General features: G+C 30.6%; 20 protein-coding genes. 2 read left to right on the top strand and 18 right to left on the bottom strand.

What is annotated here, in order from left to right:
• Positions 1-236: 236 nt before the first annotated feature.
• From BUB33_RS03965 to lysA, 15 genes are all read right to left on the bottom strand, one after another.
• Positions 237-1,640 (bottom strand): sigma-54 interaction domain-containing protein, encoded by a 1,404-nt coding sequence (locus BUB33_RS03965; protein ID WP_072973365.1) that lies wholly within the window; start codon positions 1,638-1,640, stop codon positions 237-239.
• 162 nt (positions 1,641-1,802) lie between these two features.
• Complete coding sequence (locus tag BUB33_RS03960) at positions 1,803-2,621, bottom strand: NlpC/P60 family protein (RefSeq protein WP_084725141.1); 819 nt, start codon at positions 2,619-2,621, stop codon at positions 1,803-1,805.
• Positions 2,622-2,645: 24 nt separating this feature from the next.
• Entirely contained in the window at positions 2,646-3,419 is a 774-nt protein-coding gene (locus BUB33_RS03955; RefSeq protein WP_072973363.1) for a serine hydrolase, read from the bottom strand.
• A gap of 124 nt (positions 3,420-3,543) precedes the next feature.
• Entirely contained in the window at positions 3,544-4,485 is a 942-nt protein-coding gene (locus BUB33_RS03950; RefSeq protein WP_072973361.1) for an ATP-binding cassette domain-containing protein, read from the bottom strand.
• Positions 4,478-5,527 (bottom strand): ABC transporter ATP-binding protein, encoded by a 1,050-nt coding sequence (locus BUB33_RS03945; protein WP_072973360.1) that lies wholly within the window; start codon positions 5,525-5,527, stop codon positions 4,478-4,480. Before BUB33_RS03945 ends, BUB33_RS03950 begins: the two co-directional genes overlap by 8 nt.
• A gap of 10 nt (positions 5,528-5,537) precedes the next feature.
• Positions 5,538-6,506, bottom strand: a complete 969-nt coding sequence (locus BUB33_RS03940) for an ABC transporter permease (protein WP_072973358.1) — start codon at positions 6,504-6,506, stop codon at positions 5,538-5,540.
• On the bottom strand, positions 6,506-7,450 hold the full coding sequence (locus BUB33_RS03935; RefSeq protein WP_072973356.1) for an ABC transporter permease: 945 nt from the start codon (positions 7,448-7,450) through the stop codon (positions 6,506-6,508). The genes BUB33_RS03940 and BUB33_RS03935 overlap by 1 nt, the downstream gene beginning before the upstream one ends.
• A gap of 156 nt (positions 7,451-7,606) precedes the next feature.
• Positions 7,607-9,439: a peptide ABC transporter substrate-binding protein gene (locus BUB33_RS03930; RefSeq protein WP_072973354.1), complete on the bottom strand. Its 1,833-nt coding sequence runs from the start codon at positions 9,437-9,439 to the stop codon at positions 7,607-7,609.
• Positions 9,440-9,726: 287 nt separating this feature from the next.
• Positions 9,727-10,812 carry a dipeptide epimerase gene (locus tag BUB33_RS03925; RefSeq protein WP_072973353.1) on the bottom strand — a complete coding sequence of 362 codons (1,086 nt, stop codon included), beginning with the start codon at positions 10,810-10,812 and terminating at the stop codon, positions 9,727-9,729.
• Between the two features lie 150 nt (positions 10,813-10,962).
• Positions 10,963-11,892, bottom strand: coding sequence for a S66 peptidase family protein (locus tag BUB33_RS03920; RefSeq protein ID WP_072973351.1), 930 nt, complete (start codon positions 11,890-11,892; stop codon positions 10,963-10,965).
• A 24-nt stretch (positions 11,893-11,916) separates the two neighbouring features.
• Positions 11,917-12,456 (bottom strand): spore maturation protein, encoded by a 540-nt coding sequence (locus tag BUB33_RS03915; RefSeq protein WP_072973350.1) that lies wholly within the window; start codon positions 12,454-12,456, stop codon positions 11,917-11,919.
• A 20-nt stretch (positions 12,457-12,476) separates the two neighbouring features.
• Positions 12,477-13,079 carry a nucleoside recognition domain-containing protein gene (locus BUB33_RS03910; protein WP_072973348.1) on the bottom strand — a complete coding sequence of 201 codons (603 nt, stop codon included), beginning with the start codon at positions 13,077-13,079 and terminating at the stop codon, positions 12,477-12,479.
• 316 nt (positions 13,080-13,395) lie between these two features.
• Positions 13,396-15,252, bottom strand: coding sequence for a sigma-54 interaction domain-containing protein (locus BUB33_RS03905; RefSeq protein ID WP_072973347.1), 1,857 nt, complete (start codon positions 15,250-15,252; stop codon positions 13,396-13,398).
• A gap of 65 nt (positions 15,253-15,317) precedes the next feature.
• Positions 15,318-16,115 (bottom strand): M55 family metallopeptidase, encoded by a 798-nt coding sequence (locus BUB33_RS03900; RefSeq protein ID WP_072973345.1) that lies wholly within the window; start codon positions 16,113-16,115, stop codon positions 15,318-15,320.
• A 40-nt stretch (positions 16,116-16,155) separates the two neighbouring features.
• Positions 16,156-17,418, bottom strand: a complete 1,263-nt coding sequence (lysA, locus tag BUB33_RS03895) for a diaminopimelate decarboxylase (protein WP_072973343.1) — start codon at positions 17,416-17,418, stop codon at positions 16,156-16,158.
• Positions 17,419-17,741: 323 nt separating this feature from the next.
• Between lysA and BUB33_RS03890 the strand changes: the two genes are divergently transcribed.
• On the top strand, positions 17,742-17,993 hold the full coding sequence (locus BUB33_RS03890; protein WP_072973341.1) for a hypothetical protein: 252 nt from the start codon (positions 17,742-17,744) through the stop codon (positions 17,991-17,993).
• A 43-nt stretch (positions 17,994-18,036) separates the two neighbouring features.
• On the opposite strand, the gene BUB33_RS03885 is transcribed toward BUB33_RS03890, so the two are convergent.
• Genes BUB33_RS03885 through BUB33_RS03875 form a run of 3 tightly spaced genes read right to left on the bottom strand, consistent with a single transcriptional unit; the run spans position 18,037 to position 20,813 of the window.
• Entirely contained in the window at positions 18,037-18,687 is a 651-nt protein-coding gene (locus BUB33_RS03885; RefSeq protein ID WP_072973339.1) for a Crp/Fnr family transcriptional regulator, read from the bottom strand.
• A 12-nt stretch (positions 18,688-18,699) separates the two neighbouring features.
• The gene (locus BUB33_RS03880; RefSeq protein WP_084725139.1) at positions 18,700-20,568 is read right to left on the bottom strand and encodes a heavy metal translocating P-type ATPase; all 1,869 of its coding nucleotides are present in this window, start codon (positions 20,566-20,568) and stop codon (positions 18,700-18,702) included.
• A 29-nt stretch (positions 20,569-20,597) separates the two neighbouring features.
• Positions 20,598-20,813 carry a heavy-metal-associated domain-containing protein gene (locus BUB33_RS03875; protein ID WP_072973336.1) on the bottom strand — a complete coding sequence of 72 codons (216 nt, stop codon included), beginning with the start codon at positions 20,811-20,813 and terminating at the stop codon, positions 20,598-20,600.
• A 259-nt stretch (positions 20,814-21,072) separates the two neighbouring features.
• On the opposite strand from BUB33_RS03875, the gene BUB33_RS03870 reads away from it, so the two are divergent.
• Entirely contained in the window at positions 21,073-21,825 is a 753-nt protein-coding gene (locus BUB33_RS03870) for a hypothetical protein (RefSeq protein ID WP_072973334.1), read from the top strand.
• Positions 21,826-21,827 lie beyond the last annotated feature (2 nt).

The following is a 21,827-nucleotide window of genomic DNA, read 5'->3' as shown; positions in this document are numbered from 1 at the left end:
ACCTTTCTTATGATTTTTAATAGTGAAATTTATGTTGCTTACTATAATACTTGTTGTCTACCTCCTTTCATAATAGTTATAAAGCAATCTTCATGCCAAATACTTACTTTAATAAATTCTAGTATTATCAATGTATTCATACGCTGAAATAAAAAACAATTGAGAAAAAGTATTAAATTTAATACTTTTTCTCAATTGTTTTAAAGTTAGTATGAAATTTCAGACTATAATAAATTTTAATTCTTTAAATCTAGCTTATACTTTCTTATTTTACTATGAAGAGTTTGTTTTGGTACCTTAAGGTTTCTTGCTGCTTGTGCACAATTATTCCCCGTCTCAGCGAGGGCTGATCTAATGATATTCTTCTCATATTCTTCTACTGCCATTTTAAGGCTTATATCTTTTGGTATCCTAGAACCAAAATCTTCTATTTCTATGTTATATGGACCATTATATGTTTGTAAATCTTCCAGTCTAATACAGTCATCTTCTACAAAATTCATAGCACTTTCAATGGTATTTTGCAGCTCCCTTACATTACCTTGCCAGTCATTGTTTAAAAAATATTCCATGACTTGCTTATCAACACCCTTTACTGATTTATTCATTTTATCATTACAATTTTTGATAAAATATTCAACCAAAATTGGAATATCTTCTTTCCTATTTCTAAGGGGTGGCATATTCAGATTTAGTACATTTAATCTATAATATAAATCCTCCCTAAGTCTATTTTCTTCTATAAGTTTCTTAGGATCTTCATTAGATGTTACAATCAACCTCACATCTACAACAGTAGTTCTAGTGCTTCCTACTCTCCTTATTACCCCATCTTCTATTACACGCAATAACTTTGACTGCAGACCTAACTCCATAGAATTTAATTCGTCTAAAAACAAAGTACCCCCATGGGCTAATTCAAATAATCCTTGCTTGTCTTTTGCACCAGTAAAACTTCCTTGGACTGTCCCAAAAAGTATACTTTCAAGTAGGTTCTCAGGTAATGCACCACAGTTTTGTGCTATAAAAGGCTTATTCCTTCTATAACTTAAGTTATGTAGTCCTTGTACTACTAGCTCCTTACCAGTACCTGTTTCTCCAAAGACAAATACTGGGGAATTGCTATTTGCTATTTTCTTTGCCTTTTCCTTTAATCGAATTATAGATTCACTTTGTCCAATTATATCAGATAAACTATATTGAGTTCCATTTTGTAGAAAACCATTAGAACCAATATCTTTACTATATAATGTACTTTGTAACATAAGTATCTTTTCAGATAACTCCATTACATTACTCAAATCTTTAAAGATTTCAATTGCACCCTCAATTTTATCATTGCTAATTATAGGAATTGTTGATGTAACTATTGACACATTCTTTCCCACATAATTTATATAATTTTGGACATGGTCGATTATAGGTTTTTTAGTATTGATAACCTTATAAAAGGTACTATTTTCTTTAGGAATATTGGGAAAGACTTGAAGAATATTTTTCCCTATGGCTTCTTTGGGATTAAATCCTGTAATGTTTATGGATGGTTCGTTAAAATATCTAATATCTAGATTTGAGTCTACAACTATTATTCCTTCTTCTAAATTGTTAATCATCAACTCAATAATCTTTTTATAGTCCATACTATACCACCATTCTTTATTGTTTGATTTCATACAATATGTATATATATAATTTTACTAAACTATCCCATTATTGTCTAATTTTATATTTTAAATACTAATACAAAATATAATAATACTCCCTTTAAAGGAAGTATTATTATATTTTGTATACAATTATTTTTAAAATATGGTACCTATATCTGTTATAGTATTTGCCAAATCCTCCCTATAGTCTATATCCTTGGGATTTAAACTATTTATGCCAACACCATTAATACTTGCACTTGAATGTATGTATTTGTCATCACCTATATACATAGCTACATGGCCTGGAAAGAATAGAAGATCTCCAGATTTTATTTCTTCTAATTCTATTTTCCTCATATACTCATCTTTTCTTATGGCATCTCTATATATTATAATTCCATTTAGCATATAGGATATAGAACATAATCCTGAGCAATCTAAACCTAAAGGACTTTTACCTCCCCATCTATATTGTGTTCCCAAATACAGCATGGCAGTTTTTACCAATTTATCTCTCAAATCTTTTTCATCATTTTTATTATAAGAGTTTATTATCCTCCCTATAAAATCTTTTCTAACCCACCCTGTACTTCTATCAACCAATTGAATTTCTGCCCAACCTCCCTCTTCCCTTCCAGTTACTATTATTATAGCCCCCCTAGTTAAAACTTCTTTTATATGACCTTTATAACTTGCATTAGACATTACATCAACTACTGAATGAATAATTATATTTTTTGCTTTGCTCATCCATTCATTTGCTTCCATAGTATCTATAACCATATTTGATTCATGAATATATCCATGGTAATTATAATGTGTTTCAACATAGTACCATCCATCTTGAGCATCTTCCAAAATCCTTACAATCATACCATATAAACCTTCATCAGCCATTTCACTATCAAATATTGGATTTAAGTTAATAGGAACCACAGTTTTATTTAAAATTCCAAGTTTATCTTTATTCAATTTTACCACCTCATATAATATTATTTAATATCTTAAAAAATTATCATATACAAGTTTTGAAATCCTCCCTATAGTTCTCTTCCCAACTAAATCATCTTTTCCGTTTGTTGTAAATATGCCTATTAGATAATTTATGTTTTCTAGATAAAATATTCCTATGTCATGATTTATTCCACTTAACTCTCCTGTCTTATTTGCTATTTTCACTTCATCTAAAATATATCTAGGCAACATATCCCTATGTTTTTGTCTAGTTAAAATATCTATCATAACATCACAGATTTTAGGACTAATAATGGATTTATTATAGATTTTTTCCATAAATAGAGCCATATCCATAGGACTTGTAAGATTTTCTCTGCCTTCCTTTGCAGCTGTAAAATCCATCATTTTTCTTTTTAATATTGTATTATTACAATTTAATTTTTTTACAGTTTCATTAACTTTCTCATATCCCAGTAAATCTATTAAAACATTAGTAGCAGTATTATCACTAAGAATTATCATTAAAGTAATTAAATCTATTAAGGTATATTCTTTTAGTGTAAGTTCAGATATAATGCTATAGTCCACTCTATCAATTGCTTTAATTTTTATTTTTTTATCTAAACTAAGTTCCCCCTTCTCAACCCTTTCTAATACCTCTATCATTATAGGAATTTTTATTAAACTGGCAGATGGAAAAACTCTATCTTCATTATACTTTAAAATCCATCGGTCATTGGTTAAATCTTTTATTATAATTGAAACCTCTTCATCTACAGAATCTATTTCTTTTATAATAATATCTTTTATCATTTTCTATCACCTTTTATATATAATATCTTCATCTTATTCCATACACTCTTAAAGGCTAATACCTTGCCTTATTTTTATTTATAGAATCTAAAAGACATTTACTTTAAGTAAAATCTTTAGACTTTCATTTATTTAGTATTTTCATATATCCTTCTACTTCCTTACTATTTGCTAAAACAAAATGTTCAGGTTCTATTTCTACCCAACTTGGTGGATCATTTTCATAATCATGACAGTTAGGATCGTAGACTTCTAATATTTTAGCCCTTTCCTTCCTTGGATCAGGCAATGGAATTGCAGAAAATAAAGATTTAGTATAGGGATGAAGAGGATTTCTATAAAGTTTTTCAGTTTCAGCCATTTCCACTATTTTCCCTTTATGAATTACAGCTACTCTATCAGTTATAAATCTAACTACAGATAAATCATGGGCAATAAATAAATATGTTAATCCTTTAATTTTCTGTAACTCTGACATTAAATTTAATACTTGTGCACGAATAGAAACATCTAAGGCTGATATTGGTTCATCTGCAATTATTAACTCAGGCTCCATTACAACAGCCCTTGCTACTCCTATCCTCTGTCTTTGCCCCCCTGAAAACTCATGAGGAAAACGACTCAAGAACTCTGGCAACAACCCAACATCAAGAAGTGCATTTTCTACCTTTATTTTTCTTTCCTCTTCATTTTTATAATTTCTTATGTTATACAACCCTTCTGATATAATATAGTCTACCTTTGCTCTTTCATTTAATGATGCCATAGGATCTTGAAATATCATTTGAATCTTTTTGGTTATTTCCCTATCTAATTCCTTACTTATCTTGCCATTTATCTTTTTACCATTAAATATAATTTCTCCACCAGCTGTTTCATTTAGACGAACGATGGCTCTTCCTATTGTAGTTTTCCCTGACCCAGATTCTCCAACAAGTCCAAAGGTTTCTCCCTTATATATATTAAAGTTTACATCTTTTACTGCTACAAATTTATTTTTCTTTCTCCCAAACTCTACCCTTAGATTTTTTACTTCTAATAAAACTTCTTTTTGTTTATCATTCATTGGTTGTACCCTCCCACTGTTGCCTTAATATTTTTATTGATTCAGGCGGATTAACCTTTGGTGCTCTAGGGTCTAGAAGCCATGTCTTTGCTTTATGAGTAGAACTTACATCAAAATATGGCGGTTTTTCTATAAAATCTATTTTTAATGCCTTAGGATTTCTCGGTGCAAAGGCATCTCCTTTTATTTCATAAAACAAATTTGGCGGAGTCCCCTTAATAGAAAATAAAGGTTCTCCCTTTACCCCTAATTGTGGAAGCGAAGATAGTAATGCCCATGTATATGGATGTTGTGCATTATAAAACACTTCTTCACATTGTCCTATTTCAATTATATCTCCAGCATACATCACTGCTATTCTATCTGCAACATTAGCTACAACTCCTAAGTCATGGGTAATATATACAGTGGTCAATTGATATTTTTCTTTAAGCTTTTTCAATAAATTTAAAATCTGAGCTTGTATTGTTACATCTAATGCTGTGGTGGGTTCATCACATATTAAAATCCGTGGATTACAAGCTATAGCTATGGCAATGACAACTCTTTGCCTCATACCCCCTGAAAACTCATGGGGATATTGTTTGTATCTTCTTTCAGGTTCATTTATACCTACATCTTTCAATATTTCTATTACTTTTCTTCTTGCTTCTTCATTTTTTAGTCCTTGATGTAATTCAACGGTTTCTTGTACTTGTTTACCAACTGTTTTTAAAGGATTTAATGAAGTCATAGGATCTTGGAAAACCATAGCAATTTTTTTCCCTCTAATTTTAAGCCAATCCTTCTCCCTCTTATATTTTGATATTTCTTCTCCTTCGAAAATTATACTTCCTGAATCAATCCATCCATTTCCATCTATTAATCCCATAAAACTCTTTGTAAAAACGGATTTACCAGAACCAGATTCTCCTACTATGGTTAAGCTTTCTCCTTCATATATATCTAATGATGCTCCTCTTATGGCTGTTAAAACATCTCCTCTTAATCTAAACTTAATAACTAAATCCTTTACAGATAATATAATTTTTTTATCTTCCATAATATACCTCCTATACATGATTCTTAGGGTCTGCTGCATCAGAAAAAACATTTCCCATCATATAAAATGAAATAGTTATTAAGGATATAATTATTGATGGAAAAATTAACTGATATCTTTGAGATGGAACCATCATAAGAAGTCTTCCTTCATTTATAAGATTGCCTAATGATGGTATACTAACTGGCAGCCCAAGTCCTATATATGTTAAAAATACTTCATATCCTATGGTCTGAGGAATAGATAACGCTACACTTAACATGATAACCGAAACCAAATATGGAAGTAAATTCTTAGTTATTATCCTTCTAGTAGGAGTTCCTAAACATTTTGATGCTAGATTATATTCCCTATCCCTAATAATCACTGTCAAATTTCTTACAAAACGAGCCATTTCTATCCAAGATGTTAATCCCATGGCTATAATCATAGTAGACAACCCTGGTTTCATTATATAAGTCATCAATACTAATATTATTGTTTGAGGAATATTGCTAAGTATATTATATATTTCTGTAATAGGACGGTCTAACCACCTTATATACCCCCACATAGCACCTATTGTAATTCCTATTATAGCTTCCCAAATTCCTACTGTTATACCTATTAATAAAGATGTCCTAGATCCACTCCATATACGAGACCAAAGATCCTGACCAATTGAATTAGTTCCAAACCAAAATTCTGAATCAGGCGGATTATTTGAAAGTGGTAATTTCGTATCTGGATTTATATGAATTTCCGTTGGTATTTTCTGATTTGGTAAATATGGTTGAATTATTGTAAATACCAATAAAGCACACATCAAAGTTAAAAGAAAAACTGCTAATTTATTTTGAATAAAAACTTTCCAAGTAGAGCGCCAATATGAGTAATTAGAATATCCTCCACGTTTTGCTTCTTCTTCGTCATATTCTGCAAACGTAAATAGCTCTTCATTTATAGAATTAGTCAATTTATTTACTGTCCCTTTTCCCATTATCTAGCGCCTCCTTTTTTCTGCAAATTTATACGAGGATCAAATATAGCCATAAGTATATCTCCTAAAAATAATCCCACTATTCCTATTGACGAATATATAAGTACTAAGGCTTGGACTAAAGTGTTATCTTGTCTTCTAACAACTTCCACCAAAAGTCCACCCATGCCAGGAATTGAATATAGGGACTCTATATAAATTGAACCTGCTATGGTAAAAAGTATGGAAGCAGGCAAATATTGTGCCATTGGAACAAAAGCATTACGAAATATATGTTTTACCATTACAGCTCTATTATTTAATCCTTTTGCCCTAGCCAATTTAACATAATCCTTATTAAGCTCATCTACCATATATCTTCTCATCCACATGGCATAACTTGCTATTCCACCTAAGGACATAGATATGGCTGGTAAAATCCAACTTATAGGTTTATCTATATCAAATAATATTGGCAATTTAAATAAATTAGTTAAATATAATTGTAAAAAAAGAAAATATACAGCGGAAGGAACTGCCTTTATAAAGACAACATATCCTGTACCTAATTTATCCCAAAATTTATTTTTACTCTTAGTCATTCCTATACCTAATGTTATTCCCACCAACAAAGATATACCTATGGCTGCCAATCCAAAATATAAAGAATAGGGTACTTTGGCCTTTATTATATCCATAACTGGAACCTTGGGTCTAAATGTAATAGACTGTCCCAAATTACCTTCTAATATATTTTTATAAAAATTAGCTAATTGTTTGTATATCGGATCTCTAAGTCCCATACTGGTGAGTATTGCTTCCCTTTGCTGTTCATCTAATTTCTCATAGGAATCCCCAAAATATCCTTCCTCAGGTAATAATCTCATTAGAAGAAATACTATGGTAACTATAATAAACAGGGTAAATAAAGATTGTAATAATCTCTTAATAGAATATTTAAACATTTTTTTCCCCCTCTTTTTATGTCATATATATATTGAATACTGACAAAACCTTTCTTTTTCATAGATATGTATTTTAATAAATATCTTCCATCTAATTTATAGTATTTTATTTTTAGACCTAAGAATTGTTAATTAACAATCCTTAGGTCCTTATAATTATTTGCTATTTTTAAGTGCTTCTTCTCTTTCCTTTTCCCATATTTCAAGGGCAGCTTTATATTCTTCTGTATTCATAGGTTTTTCTAATAATTCCTGTCCCTTATATCTCTCTGATGATACTCCAAATGGTGAATATTGGGATTCAAATGGATTTAATCTAGAAGCTGCATATCCTCCTCCACCTAATGCATAAGGTATAACAAAGGCTTCTTTTATTAAAAATGCTTCTGCCTCAGCAAATAGTTCATATCTTTTATTTACATCTATTACTTCTCCCTTAGCTTTATTTACTAAATTAGTATATACTTTTTCTCCATTAGGTTCATTATATCCTTCTACATATTCTGGAAAGTTATAATCTCCGCCAGGGACGAAAGGATCTGTATAGGTTTCAGGATCTGCATAATCAGGACCCCAGTTACATTCTAAAAATGCATATTTTCCTGAACGTCTTACCTCCGATAAAAAATTTGTAGGTGGTTTTGGATCTATTTGAATATCAATATAATCTTTACCCAGTAAATTCTCCATTTGTTGTTCTATAATCTGTACTCTATTTGCCAATTCAGGCATACTTGAATTATATGGCATATATACTATTACTGGGAATTTTACTTTTCCTTTTAACTCTTCCATAGCCTTATCTCTATATTCCTTTGCTAAGTCTTCATTAAAAGAATCCCTATTTGAAAATTCCTTTAATCCTCCTAGTTCAATATAATCTATTCCATCTAAATCAACAAAGCTCTTTGGTGTAATAGTATTAGATAATCTTTGCTCTGGATTATAAGGCTCTGCTGTTATCATTGCAGATTTTCTGTCTAATGCATGAAATAGAGATTTACGAAAATGAAGATTATTTACAGCCATTTTCCAATTTTCAGGCTCATATTCAGCATCAAATTTAGGGTCAAAGTTTAAAGCATAAAAATAAGTATAGAAGCTTGTTCTCTGTGGTCTAAACATATGCTTTTTATCTGGGTCCTTTATCCATTCCTCAACTAAAGAAGCCGATATTTCAGTATGATCTATTTCTTCACGTAAAAATAGCTCTGGACCTAAGGTCGCTGCTTCTTTATTATACGTCATCTTTATCTTATCTATAAATATATTATCCTTATCCCAGTAATCCTTATTTGCTACAAGAATTCTTTTAGTCTGAGGCTCAAAGGTTTCCATTATAAAAGCACCATTATATAACAAATTAGTGTTGTCTGTTCCAAATCTATCTCCTACTTCTTCTAAAAAATCTCCATTAACTGGTAAGAAGCAAACATAGTTTAGCATAGATAGAAAATATGGTGTAGGCTGTTTTAAAGTATATTCTAATGTATAATCATTTACTGCTTTTACACCTACTTGATTAAAATTCTCTATTTCACCATTATAATATTCTTCTGCGTTTTTAATTACACTATAAAATATATTTGCCGTTTTAGATTCATTCTTTGGATCTAATAAGTATTTTGCTGCATCTACAAAATCCTTTGCCTTAACCTCTGCATACTCTTTTCCCTCATAAGTAACCCATTTTACTCCTTCCCGAATTTTTAAAGTCCAAACTAATCCATCTGAAGAAGATTCCCACTCAGTTGCTAATCCTGGTACTGGTACTCCATATTTATCATAGTCAATTAAACTATCTACCATATTTGCAGCCAATGAAAATTCATTTGTACTTGCAGTCACTAAATAATTTAACGTAGTAATTTCTCCAGAGTATACAACAGAATATTCCCTTAACTCTTTTCCATCTGATGAAGTCTTAGATGTAGAACAACCTGCCATAATCATCATTATTGCCAACATTAAAGCCATGAGCCTTTTCATTTTTACTCCCCCTTTAATTTCAAAATTCTTATGATTTCCTACTTTTAAATTTTACTTTTTCCCCCTTCCTAAATAATATTGCTATAAATACCCATCTATACTTGCATTAATTAAAATATTGCAAATATTGTGCCAGCAATTTTAGTAATTTTATAAACAAGAAAAATTCAAGTTATCTAGCATTTTATCATAAATTATACAATCTAGGCTATAAAATTATTTGACTTTTAAAAATAAAATAAATTCTTTTTACGGAAATACGGAATAATTCCGTATTTCCGTAATTATCATATGCTTAAATTTCCAATATTTTTAAATCCTAATCCTGGTTCATCATTTAAAGTAATTTTATAATCTTTAAATTCAGGTCCTCCTTCAATAGGATCTTCCTTACATAGTCCTGGTCCATCTAAATCTATTTTTGTTATAATCTTTTTAGAAGCTGCCAAATGAACTGCTGCACTAACACTTAATTTACTTTCAAGCATGCAACCTAGCATACATTCAACACCATAGACTTCTGCAATGGAGCATATTTTTAGTGCATTATGTATACCACCTGTTTTCATTAATTTAATATTTATTAAATCTGCCGCCCTATTTTGAATTATCTTTAATGCATCAACTGGAGAAAATACAGATTCATCAGCTAATATAGGTATATTTACATTTTGAGTAACATATTTTAATCCTTCTAAATCATTAGCAATAACTGGTTGCTCAACTAATTCTATATTAAAGCCTTTATCTTCCATTTTTCTAAGCAATACAACTGCTTCCTTTGGTTTCCATCCTTGGTTTGCATCTAATCTTAAATCTATATCATACCCTATAGCATCTCTTATTGCCTGTATTCTCTTAATATCCATTTGAGAATCTAATCCAACTTTTATCTTTAGGGTTTTATATCCTCTTTTCACAGCTTCAATACTATCCTCTGCCATTTCTTCAGGAGAATTTACACTTATGGTTAAATCAGAGATGATTTCTTTTCTATATCCTCCTAAAAGTTTATATATAGGTGATTTATGAAATTGCCCAAAAAGATCATATATTGCTATATCCACAGCAGCCTTAGCAGATGTATTTTTAATTAATGATTTGTCTATCCTATTCATTATTTCTTCTATATTTTCAATTTCTAATCCTATTATTTGTGGTGCTATGTAATTTTCTACTGCACATTTTATAGAACCCTTAGTATCACCAGTAATTACTGCAGTAGGTGCTGCTTCCCCATATCCAATATGTCCTGTATCAGTAATTATTTTAACTACTATATCTTCAATTTTATCAACGGTTCTAAGTGCAGTTTTAAATGATTTTTTAAGTGGTACAGATATCTGTCCTACTTGTATCTCTTTTATTTTCATTTTAAAAGCCTCCTTATTATAAATTTAATAACTCATTCCTTATATCCTTATAGAAGTTTATGAATTAACTCCTAGAAATAATAGAGTTTTTATTTATCTTTATAAAACAATATTGCCAAAGTGGATCAATGTCCACAAGGCAATACCTTTTTATTTTGTACAACTTTCTAGTATTATAAGTTCTTTTTTATCCGCATCTAATCTGGCTCTTACTCCAAATGGCAATGTAACCATTGGATTACAATGTCCTGCTTGTAAATTATATATTGTTGGCTTATGAATTAATTTAATTTGATCATTAATTACTTCTTTTAGAGTTAAATTTTCATCAGGATTTTTGGATTCACAGTCATTAAAATCCCCTAGTATAATGCCACTGGCTTCTTGCAATTTACCTGACAATCTTAATTGGTTTAACATTCTATCTATATTGTAAGGTTCTTCTCCCACCTCTTCAATAAATAGAAGTTTTCCCTTTACATCTATCTCGTAGGGTGTACCTATTGTATCAACAATTAAGGATAGATTTCCACCAATTATAAAGCCCTCAGCTACACCACCGTTTATAGTGATAATTTTTTCTTTTTCTGGATTGGATATTTTACCTATTGGTTCCGTATTCATAATAACTCTGAAAAGGTTACTCTTAGAAAAATCGGAAAAATTATCTATCATATCTGAAGCTGCCATAGGACCATGATAAGTAACTAAATTAGCCAATTGGGCAAAAGATATGTGTAGAGCAGTGATATCACTATATCCAACAAACACCTTTGGATTATTTCTTATAATTTCATAATCTAATAAATCAAGAATACGTGGAGTCCCATATCCTCCTCTAATACATATAATTCCATTTACTTCTTTATCCTTAAACATTTCATTTATATCTTCTGCCCTTATGCTATCTTTTCCCGATAAATATCCATATCTTTCATAGAGGCTTTTTCCCATCTTTACCTTAAATCCCATATCAATAAGTTTATCATGAGCTTTTTTGACCTTTTCTTCTGCCGCAGGACTAGCGGGAGCTATAATCCCTAGAGTATCACCTAGTTTCAACGCCTTTGGTTTAATCACTTTTACATCCCCCTATACGAAATATTACATTCCAAAGAATAATCTTGTTACTAAAACAGCTGTAATCAATCCTGCTAAGTCAGCTAATAACCCCACTGGAAGAGCATGTCTTTGTTTTTTGACTGATACCGAACCAAAATATACTGATAAAACATAAAAAGTAGTTTCTGTTGAACCCATCATAACTGCTGCCATACGTCCTATTAAAGATTCTGGTCCATGAGTCGTTATTAAATCCGTCATAATTCCTTCAGCTCCACCACCAGATAATGGTCTCATAAATGCCATTGGTAAAATCTCTCCTGGCATACCAATTAAATTAGTAATAGGGCTTAAAGCTTTAGTTAATAAACCCATAGCCCCAGATGCCCTAAAAACACCAATGGCAACTAACATAGCCACTAAAAAGGGAATAATTCTTACTGCTGTAGTAAATCCTTCCTTAGCCCCTTCTGTAAAGGATTCATATACTTTAACCTTTTTTGACATTCCAAAAACTAAAAAACCTACAATTATTAATGGAATTGCATAATTTGATATAGCTTCAATTACTTTAATAAACACTTATATTCCCCCTATTCCTATTAGCTGTTAACCTTTTTCATTTGATATTTAGGCAATTTTTGAAATACCTTGGATGCTATAATTGCAACAATTGTTGATACTGTTGTAGCTACTAATGTTGGTCCTATTATTTCTGTAGGATTTTTTGCTCCTGATAAAACTAATATTCCAATAGTTGTTGCAGGAATAAGAGTTACTGAGGAAGTATTAATAGCTAAGAATGTAACCATTGCATCTGTTGCTGTTTCTTTGTCATCACTTAACTCTTGTAGTTCTTTCATTGCTTTTAACCCTAATGGAGTAGCCGCATTACCTAATCCTAGCATATTTGCAGCAATATTCATTATCATTGCCCCCATTGCAGGATGATCTGCTGGAACATCTGGAAACAACCATACCATCAATGGTTTTAATGCTTTAGCAAGTTTTTCAACTAAACCTGAATCCTCTGCAATTTTCATAAGTCCTAACCATAATGTCATTATCCCAATAAGTCCTAAAGCCAAGTCTACTCCTGTCCTTGCACTATCTATGGCTGCATTTGTAACTGCTTCAATGTTCCCTGTTATAGCTCCAACTACAAATCCAATGATAAGTAAACCTGCCCAAATAAAATTAATCATTAAAAATACCTCCTTATAATTTTCTATATTTAATTGCAATAAAATTTATTGCAATTAACATGCCATAATTTATAACTTTAATTTGTTACCTTGATAATAATGTAGTTCTCTTTAGTAAGATAACTTGTCCCACTTTATATAACTTATTAACTTTATTAATATATAAAATTTTCGTTAGATTGTACCATAAATAGAACATTATTCCGGAAATATGGAATAACTGAATAATCTCTATTATAATTCATTAAATCTATTCCAAACAATAAAAAATCTATAAATGTAAAATAATACCAAGGGGCTATCTCCCTTGGTCATCTTATTCTATATTATATTTTTTTATCTTCTCATAAAATGTAGTCTTACTAATGTTTAAAGCCTCCATTGCCTTTTTCTTATCTCCCTTAAATGCTAACAATGTTCTCTTTATAACAGATTTCTCATATTCTTCTAAATGGTCTTTCAATGAACTTATCTGAATATCCTTACTCTCCTGCTTACTAAGCTTTAAAGTTATGTGTTTTGAAAATATATTCTTTCCTTCTGCTAAATTAACAGCCCTTTCTAAGATATTCTCCAATTCCCTTACATTTCCTGGCCAATCATGTTTTAATATTAAATTAATTGCCTCTGAGGAAATTCTCTTAGGTTTACAGCCTATTTCATCAAATATTTTAGGAAGTACAAGTTCTATTAATGCGGTTATATCTTGCTTTCTTTCCCTTAATGGTGGTATCCATATAGGAAATACATTTATTCTATAATATAAATCTTCCCTAAAATTTCCTTTGAGCATTTCATCTTCTAAGTTTTTATTGGTAGCCGCAATAATTCTTGTATTTACAGTAATACTTTTAGTTCCACCTACCCTATAAAAACATTTCTCCTGAATAACCTGCAATAATTTAACTTGTAAATTCGTAGATATATCTCCAATTTCATCTAAAAATATAGTTCCATTGTTAGCAATCTCAAAGAACCCTTTTTTCCCTTCAACTCTAGCTCCTGTAAAAGCACCTTTCTCATAGCCGAAAAGTTCAGATTCCAATAAACTTTCAGATATTGCTCCACAATTCACATGAATAAAAGGTTTATCCTTTAACTTACTATTTTGATGAATTGCCTTGGCTAAAATGGTCTTACCAGTTCCACTTTCTCCTAATATCAATACATTTGAATTAGTCTTAGAAGCTTTTAAAGCCATTCTCTTTACATGCTGAATTTCCTCACTATCTCCTACAAAGTTTGGAAAAGCTTTGCTTAATGTTTTTTCTTCTATAAGCTGTGATTGGGCTTTTTCCAATTGGCTAATTGCATTATCTCTTTCCACTATAATTCTTTTTATTTCTGAAATATCTTCTACTTTTAATGCAGCACCTATTCTCTTGTTTTGGTCTTCTACAGGCAAAAGCGTACACATTGTGGGGTAACCGTTTATTTCCTCAAATTTATCCTTATAGCTAATGTTTTCTCCTCTAGCTACATTAAAAAATTGCTGAATTATGGAATCTGATTTATGGATTTCAAATATATTTTTCCCAATTACATCTAAGGCTTCAGTGCCTTGACCTTTGGCTCTATATTCCTTTCCATTTAATATATCATTTATACTTTCTCCCCTAGCTGTATATCCATGGGATTGATAAAATTTCATTTTCTTTGTATTACCATCTAAAATTACCATATTTCCTATTGCATTTATATAGCTCATTATAAACTTTTCATCTCTTACCTTAATAGAGGTTATCTTATTTATGAAGTTTATTTCAACTTCTATGTCAATTTCCAGAAAATTAGTTCTTATCAATAGTATATCTTCTTTATGTCCCTTTTTCAAGTTCTTAAATATTGGGCTTGCTATTCCAGTCTTTTTAAAGATTCCTATAGCAATTATTGAATCACCATTTTTTACAGTATCTTTCACTCCCAATAACTTTAATGAATCAGAATCTAATTTTCCATCATCTTGACCAACTGAATTATCAGCAATAATAACTATATCTCCTATATTAAGCTTTCCCCTATCATGGTTACTTTGCCCATCATACTTTATTCCAAATATTTCTTTTGCCTTATCATTATAAATTTGTATCTTACCTTCATTGTCTATTACTATAAAACCTTCTGACATCATATTGGTAAAGGTTTTTACATAAGATTTTGCATTAGAAGACATTAAATCACCCTTTAGATATATTGATACTTAAATTATATCACGATGGGGATTATTCTAATAGTATTTTATAGCATGAACATCTTAGCAGTTATCATATCCTGAATATCTCTTGCAACATATTCCACTGTATGATCATCTATAAGTTTTGCTCCTGGATAATATCTTGCCCTATTAGCATCCTTATGTTCTCTAAATCTTATTTCTAGCTTAAATTCTTCTGGAGATTGTATCTTACATTCATTAATCTTTTTCAAACCTTCTTTTACTCCATTTTTTATACATTCACACGCCTTATTTGGATGCATATTAAATGTGGCACCACCTTCTCCATCCTTTACTGCTACTGTTTCCATATTTGGAACTAATTCCTTAGATTTCTCACAAAGCATCTTATCTCCAGATAAAAACACTACCGGAACTCCATAATATGCAGATATAAATGAATTTATTGTGAACTCTGATACTATCTCCCCGTTGATTTTAAAATATACTGCTTTTTGAGAATCCATTGTATGAGCTAATGGATTACCATTATGCCCTGCTGCAGAATGATATCCAATAAAAATTGTAGCATCAAAACTCTCATCTATACCTGCCATCATTGATTCTGGAGAAGAAGTCCAACCTCTTATAACAGAAGTTCCCATTGGAAGTTTTGATATATCTATATTTCTTGCAGAATCATGGGCATCCTTTACAACTATTTCTTTTGCTCCCATTTCTATAGCCGCTTCACATGCAGCTATGGTTTCTTTTGTCATCTGATTGGCAGCCCATATATGTTCACTATTGCCTAATTCAGTTTCACCCCAGCTAGTCACCCCTGTTATCCCTTCAATATCTACACTAATATAAATTTTCATCTTATCAACTCCTTTTATATTTAAATATTATTTATATCTATTATATATCATTTCTCAATATATCATCATAAGTTTCTCTTTTAACTATCAATCTATCTTTTCCTTCAGATATCATAACTACAGCAGGTCTTGGTATTCTATTATAGTTGCTGGACATTGAGTAATTATACGCCCCTGTTGAAAGAACTGCCAACTTATCTCCTGTTTCTAAAGTTGGCACCTTTAAATCCCAAATTAGAATATCACCAGATTCACAGCATTTTCCTGCTATAGTAACTAAATCTGTTGGTTCTTTATCTAATTTATTTATAACAACGGCTTCATATTTCGCCTCGTATAGACTAGGTCTTGGATTGTCAGGCATACCTCCGTCAACAGAAACATAAGTTCTTATCCCTGGAATTTCCTTAATAGCTCCTATTGTATAAATTGTAATACCAGCTTCTCCTACTACCCATCTGCCAGGCTCTATTATTACTAATGGTCTTTCTAAACCATATTCTTTACATCTTTCTTCAATTTCTTTAATAATGGAATCTGTAAAATATGCTAAAGGTTTTCTTTCTTCATTTTCAGAGTAATGAATACCATATCCTCCTCCAGTATTTAATTCCTTAACTATGAATCCATAGTCATCTTTGACTTTTTTAATCAATTGAGCCATTATTCTAATAGCCTTAATATGATTTTCATTATCTGAAATTTGAGAACCTATATGGAAATGAAATCCTACTAACTCAGTGAATTTCAATTTCAGAACCTTTTCCATTGCGGACTTTATACTCTTCTCTTCTAAGGGAATTCCAAATTTAGAATCTACTTGCCCCGTTTGAATATATTTATGTGTATGGCTATCTATACCAGGGCTTATTCTAAATAATATATGAACTTTTCTATTGTATTTTTTTCCTATTTCTTCAATCATATCAATTTCTTCTAAATGATCCACGACTATTCGTCCTACATTATTTTCTATTGCTAACTCTAATTCATCTATAGTCTTGTTATTCCCGTGAAAGATTATCTTTTCCATAGGGAAATCAACTTGAATTGCAGTATAAAGCTCTCCTCCAGACACTACATCCATGCCTATACCTGATTCCTTCACTATTCTAGCCATTTCCTTAGTTAGGAATGCCTTGCTGGCATATACTGCCATGGTTTTTTCATGTTTTTCTAGAAAATCTTTTTTTATTTCTTTTAACCTCTCTTTAATATAATCCTCTGACATTACATAAAGAGGTGTTTTATATTTTTCGGCTAATTTTACCGTATCACATCCTGCAAATATAAAATTACTCATTTAATAACAGCTCCTCTACAAATAATATATATAATTACTTATTTATAAGCAAAAAATATGCCAAGTAAATAAATAGCTTATTGCTACTATTTAGCTTGACATATTTTAAATTCATTAATCCTTTTTCCTGTTTTCTATCTTATTTTCCGTCTTTCCGGAATATATTTATAAAACTGCATTCCAAATTATATACTATAATTTCTCTGCTTAATTAGCTTTTTATTTAATCTTAAATTATACTTACCCCTTTCCATTATAAACTATTATTAACTTGTTATTTTTTTATGGAAATAAGGGTAATTAGGAAACTTTGCTATAATCTTATGACTAATCCCAAATATGATATAACTGATTTTCATATAGTCATTGATTTCGTAAGAAATTATGCTGATAAACATCATTATGGTAAAGAAGAAAATACTCCCCTATATAAATTTGCTGGAAACATGTTAAGCAATAATAGTAAATCCTTCCTTGAGGATAAATGTAAAAAAGCAGAAGAATTAGCTACGGATACTGGTATTCAAGAAAAATATATTAATTTGTTAGAGATATTAGAAAAGAAATATTTATAGTTATAGGTTATTAATTAAATTAAGATTGGAGGGGAACCTTATCTTATCCTATCTCTCTTAAAGCTTCTATATCCAATAAAATTATTCTTCTATGACCTATTAACTTTATAATTCCCATATTTTGAAATGATGTTAGCTTTCTACTTAAAGTTTCTTGGCTCATTCCTAAATGAGATGAAAAGTCTTTTTTACTCATTCTTAAATTTACCTCTCTCTTTTCATTTGCCATATTAATCAATGTGAGAGCCAATCTTCTTTCTACCCCATATAAACTTATATTCTCAATTAAATTCTCCGCCTTCTCAAGTCGTTGACTTAACTCCTCCATTATCTTGAATGCTATGACTGGATATTTTTTCATTAAATCCTTTAACTTCTTCCCATCTATTATACACGCTATTGTTCTAGATAATGCTTCTCCATTATCAGTCAATGGTAATGGACTAAAGAGGGACAGTTCCCCCATAAAATCTCCAGTTCCTAATACTCTGATTACTTGTTCTTTACCAGTATCCGTAAATCTAGTTATTTTTACTTTTCCAGAGTGGATTACATAAAGCTTTTCACCTTTTTCAAAAATTTTCTCTCTTGTTACTTTAGCTACTTCCATCATTTCTTCATAACTTAGATTACTAAAGATTGGAACTATCTCTATACAACCTTTTCCTTCTCTATTAAAACAGTTACAATCCATTTAACCATCTCCTCAAGCAACCATCTTCTTTGATTTACCCCTATCTCCATAACCTAAAAGTCTAACTGCATTAATTACAACCAATAGAACAGATAATTCATGTATTAACATTCCAAAAGATAAATTAACTGTTTTAATCAATACTCCTGCTAATAGCAATACTGCTACACCTATGGCAAAATAAATATTTTGTTTCATATTATTTACTGTGGCACGACTTAATCCTATGGCATGGGACAATTTCTTTATCTCATCAGACATTAACACTACATCTGCTGTTTCCATAGCTACATCTGTCCCTGCTCCACCTATGGCAATCCCCAAATCTGCAGAAGCTAAGGCTGGTGCATCATTTACTCCATCTCCTACCATAGCTGCTACTCCATATTCTTCTTGCAATTCCTTCAACACCCTAACCTTATCTTCAGGAAGAAGTTCAGCATAGAAATCATCCAATCCTACTTCTGTAGCTATTGCCTTAGCAGCCCTATTATTATCACCAGTAAGCATTACTATTTTGTCTACACCTAATTTTTTTAAATTGGATATTAGATTTTTAGCATCTTCTCTTACAATATCAGCAATGGATATAACCCCTAATATTCTTTCTTTATCTCCAATTATTATAGCCGTCTGTCCTTTGTCCTCTTCTGATTGTAAATACATTTCTATATCTTCGCTAATATTCACCTTATTTTCTAAAAATAGTTTTCTATTTCCTATTAAAATCGTTCTACCTTCTATTTTAGTCTTAATTCCTTGTCCAGTTACTATCTCCGATTCTTCAGGAATATCTTTAATCCTTCCTAAATCTTTTTCTGCCCTAGCAACAATTGCTTTTGCTAATGGATGCTCTGAATATGCTTCCCCTATTGCAGCTATTTTTAGAAGATCTCTTTCATTTATATTATAGGTCTTTATATATGTTACCATTGGTTTTCCAATAGTCAATGTTCCTGTTTTATCAAAGGCTAAGACCTTAATTTTCCCCAAGTTCTCCATTATTTCTCCACCTTTAATAAGGACTCCATGCTTAGCCCCATTTCCTATGCCTGCTACAATAGATACAGGAGTTGAAATAACTAAGGCTCCCGGACAGGCAATGACCAGTAAAGTAAGAGCTAATACTAAATCTTTTGTAAATAAATAAAATCCTATGGCTAATACAATTATTGCTGGAGTATAGTATCTTGAAAATCTCTCAAGAAATTTTTGAGTCTTTGCTTTTTTATCCTGTGCTTCTTCTACCATTTGAAGTATTCTGGCAAAGGTCGTATCGTCACCTACTCTAGTTGCTTCTATTATCAAATAACCTGATTCTATTATTGTTCCTGAAAAAACATTATCATTAATATTCCTATTGATAGGTATTGACTCTCCTGTTATAGCTGATTGATTTACATAGGAAGAGCCTTCTATAACAATACCATCTACTGAAATTTTCTCTCCAGGTTTTACAATTATCTTTTCTCCTTTAATTACTTCATCAGGTAATACTAATTTTTCTACTCCATCTCTTATGACCCTAGCTGTATCTGGAGCTAAGTCCAATAAGGCCTTAATTGAAGATCTTGTCTTTTCTATAGTTCTAGATTCTAAATAATCACCTAGCATAAATAAAAATGTAACGGCTGCTGCTTCCCAATATTCTCCTATAAATATTGCACCTATAACTGCTATGGATACTAAGGCATCTATTCCTATTATCCAGTATCTTGCAGCAGATATGGCATTTTTAATTATGGGAGTACCTGCAATTATGGCTGCAATAATCATGACTGCTGATGTTATGGTTTGTTGCCCTATAGTATTTTTAAGTATAAACCCTATTACTACTAATATACCTGAGATCCAAACTCTCTGAGTCTTTCTTAGTTTCACCTTAATACTCTTCCTCTCAAATTTATTTGTTATTTTTCACATAGAACATCAAAACCCAATTTTTCAATTTTTGCAATTATGTCTTCTGAACTCAATATATCTTCATCAAAATTTATCCTTACTCTAGAAGTATTAAATAATACTTCTCCTTCAGATATACCTTTGGTTTTCTTCATCATTCCTTCAATCTTAGCCACGCAATTTGGACAAGTTAATGTTTCTAATTGATAAGTTTTTGTTATCATTTCATTACCTCCTATGTTATTATTTGTAATCTTATTGTAAATAAAATTTATATTATTTACTTTGACCTAAGTCAAAATTTAATAATATATTTCAATTTTTGAGGACAATTAGATTTATTTTTATTAATACCCTATTTTAATATTATTAATTAGATTACGTGAAACTATTATTTATTATTGTAATCAATTTGTAATTCTATATTCCTTGTAAAGAAATTAGAATTATGTTACCTTATTAATAGAAAAGGATGGTGATAATATGAGAAATCTCATTAAAAAATCTCTATTAATCTCAGTATTTATAATAGTAATAAGTATACCCTTTGGCTGTACTCCCAAGGAAAATTCGGCAGAAGATAAGCTGTCTATAGATTCAGGCTACTTAAGTGAAATAAATACTGAAAATGGGAAAAACTATATTACTATTACAACAAATGAAGATAGTTTAAAATTAGAAGTAGTTGATAAAAACCTTGTATCTAGCTTAACCATAAATGAATATTATATGGTAGCATTTAATCAAGATAATATAGTGAAATCAATAGATGTTAAACCCTTTATAGGACATGTTGTTTCAAATTATATGGAATCAGAAAATATTACCATTGAGCCTACTGATAAAGTCGATTATAGCGATTTAACTTTACTTGATTCTATGAATGTTGACTTTGATGAGGATGGAACAGAAGAATCTATCGAATTATATACAGTTGCTGAAAGATATAAAGGGGAAATTGCATGGGATGATGGTCAAAACTGGATTTTAGTGGTGAAAGATACAGATAAGGACTATGTACTCTTTGAGGACTATGTACAATTAGGAGGAATTAGTTTTTATGCATATTTTGAAGATAAAAACTTTGTAATAACTACAATTCAATCGGGTACAGCTAATCTAAAACTTACAGAATATAGATTTGATAAGAATTCAAATAGTTTTATTAGTAGAATAAGCTTTACTACCCACGGTGATGTGAATATGTTCCATCAAGCACCTCTAGGATATAAATAAAA

It is taken from the genome of Tissierella praeacuta DSM 18095, from assembly GCF_900128955.1.
Lineage (GTDB): Bacteria > Bacillota > Clostridia > Tissierellales > Tissierellaceae > Tissierella > Tissierella praeacuta.
Note: the sequence above shows the minus strand (reverse complement) of the source record. Positions and strands in the feature narration are given on the sequence as shown.

Excerpts from the sequence above, each read along its gene's own strand:
- BUB33_RS03965 (WP_072973365.1), bottom strand. The coding sequence starts at position 1,640 with ATGGACTATAAAAAGATTATTGAGTTGATGATTAACAATTTAGAAGAA.
- BUB33_RS03955 (WP_072973363.1), bottom strand. The coding sequence starts at position 3,419 with ATGATAAAAGATATTATTATAAAAGAAATAGATTCTGTAGATGAAGAG.
- BUB33_RS03950 (WP_072973361.1), bottom strand. The coding sequence starts at position 4,485 with ATGAATGATAAACAAAAAGAAGTTTTATTAGAAGTAAAAAATCTAAGG.
- BUB33_RS03945 (WP_072973360.1), bottom strand. The coding sequence starts at position 5,527 with ATGGAAGATAAAAAAATTATATTATCTGTAAAGGATTTAGTTATTAAG.
- BUB33_RS03940 (WP_072973358.1), bottom strand. The coding sequence starts at position 6,506 with ATGGGAAAAGGGACAGTAAATAAATTGACTAATTCTATAAATGAAGAG.
- BUB33_RS03935 (WP_072973356.1), bottom strand. The coding sequence starts at position 7,450 with ATGTTTAAATATTCTATTAAGAGATTATTACAATCTTTATTTACCCTG.
- BUB33_RS03930 (WP_072973354.1), bottom strand. The coding sequence starts at position 9,439 with ATGAAAAGGCTCATGGCTTTAATGTTGGCAATAATGATGATTATGGCA.
- BUB33_RS03925 (WP_072973353.1), bottom strand. The coding sequence starts at position 10,812 with ATGAAAATAAAAGAGATACAAGTAGGACAGATATCTGTACCACTTAAA.
- BUB33_RS03910 (WP_072973348.1), bottom strand. The coding sequence starts at position 13,079 with ATGATTAATTTTATTTGGGCAGGTTTACTTATCATTGGATTTGTAGTT.
- BUB33_RS03905 (WP_072973347.1), bottom strand. The coding sequence starts at position 15,252 with ATGTCTTCTAATGCAAAATCTTATGTAAAAACCTTTACCAATATGATG.
- BUB33_RS03900 (WP_072973345.1), bottom strand. The coding sequence starts at position 16,115 with ATGAAAATTTATATTAGTGTAGATATTGAAGGGATAACAGGGGTGACT.
- lysA (WP_072973343.1), bottom strand. The coding sequence starts at position 17,418 with ATGAGTAATTTTATATTTGCAGGATGTGATACGGTAAAATTAGCCGAA.
- BUB33_RS03890 (WP_072973341.1), top strand. The coding sequence starts at position 17,742 with ATGACTAATCCCAAATATGATATAACTGATTTTCATATAGTCATTGAT.
- BUB33_RS03885 (WP_072973339.1), bottom strand. The coding sequence starts at position 18,687 with ATGGATTGTAACTGTTTTAATAGAGAAGGAAAAGGTTGTATAGAGATA.
- BUB33_RS03875 (WP_072973336.1), bottom strand. The coding sequence starts at position 20,813 with ATGATAACAAAAACTTATCAATTAGAAACATTAACTTGTCCAAATTGC.
- BUB33_RS03870 (WP_072973334.1), top strand. The coding sequence starts at position 21,073 with ATGAGAAATCTCATTAAAAAATCTCTATTAATCTCAGTATTTATAATA.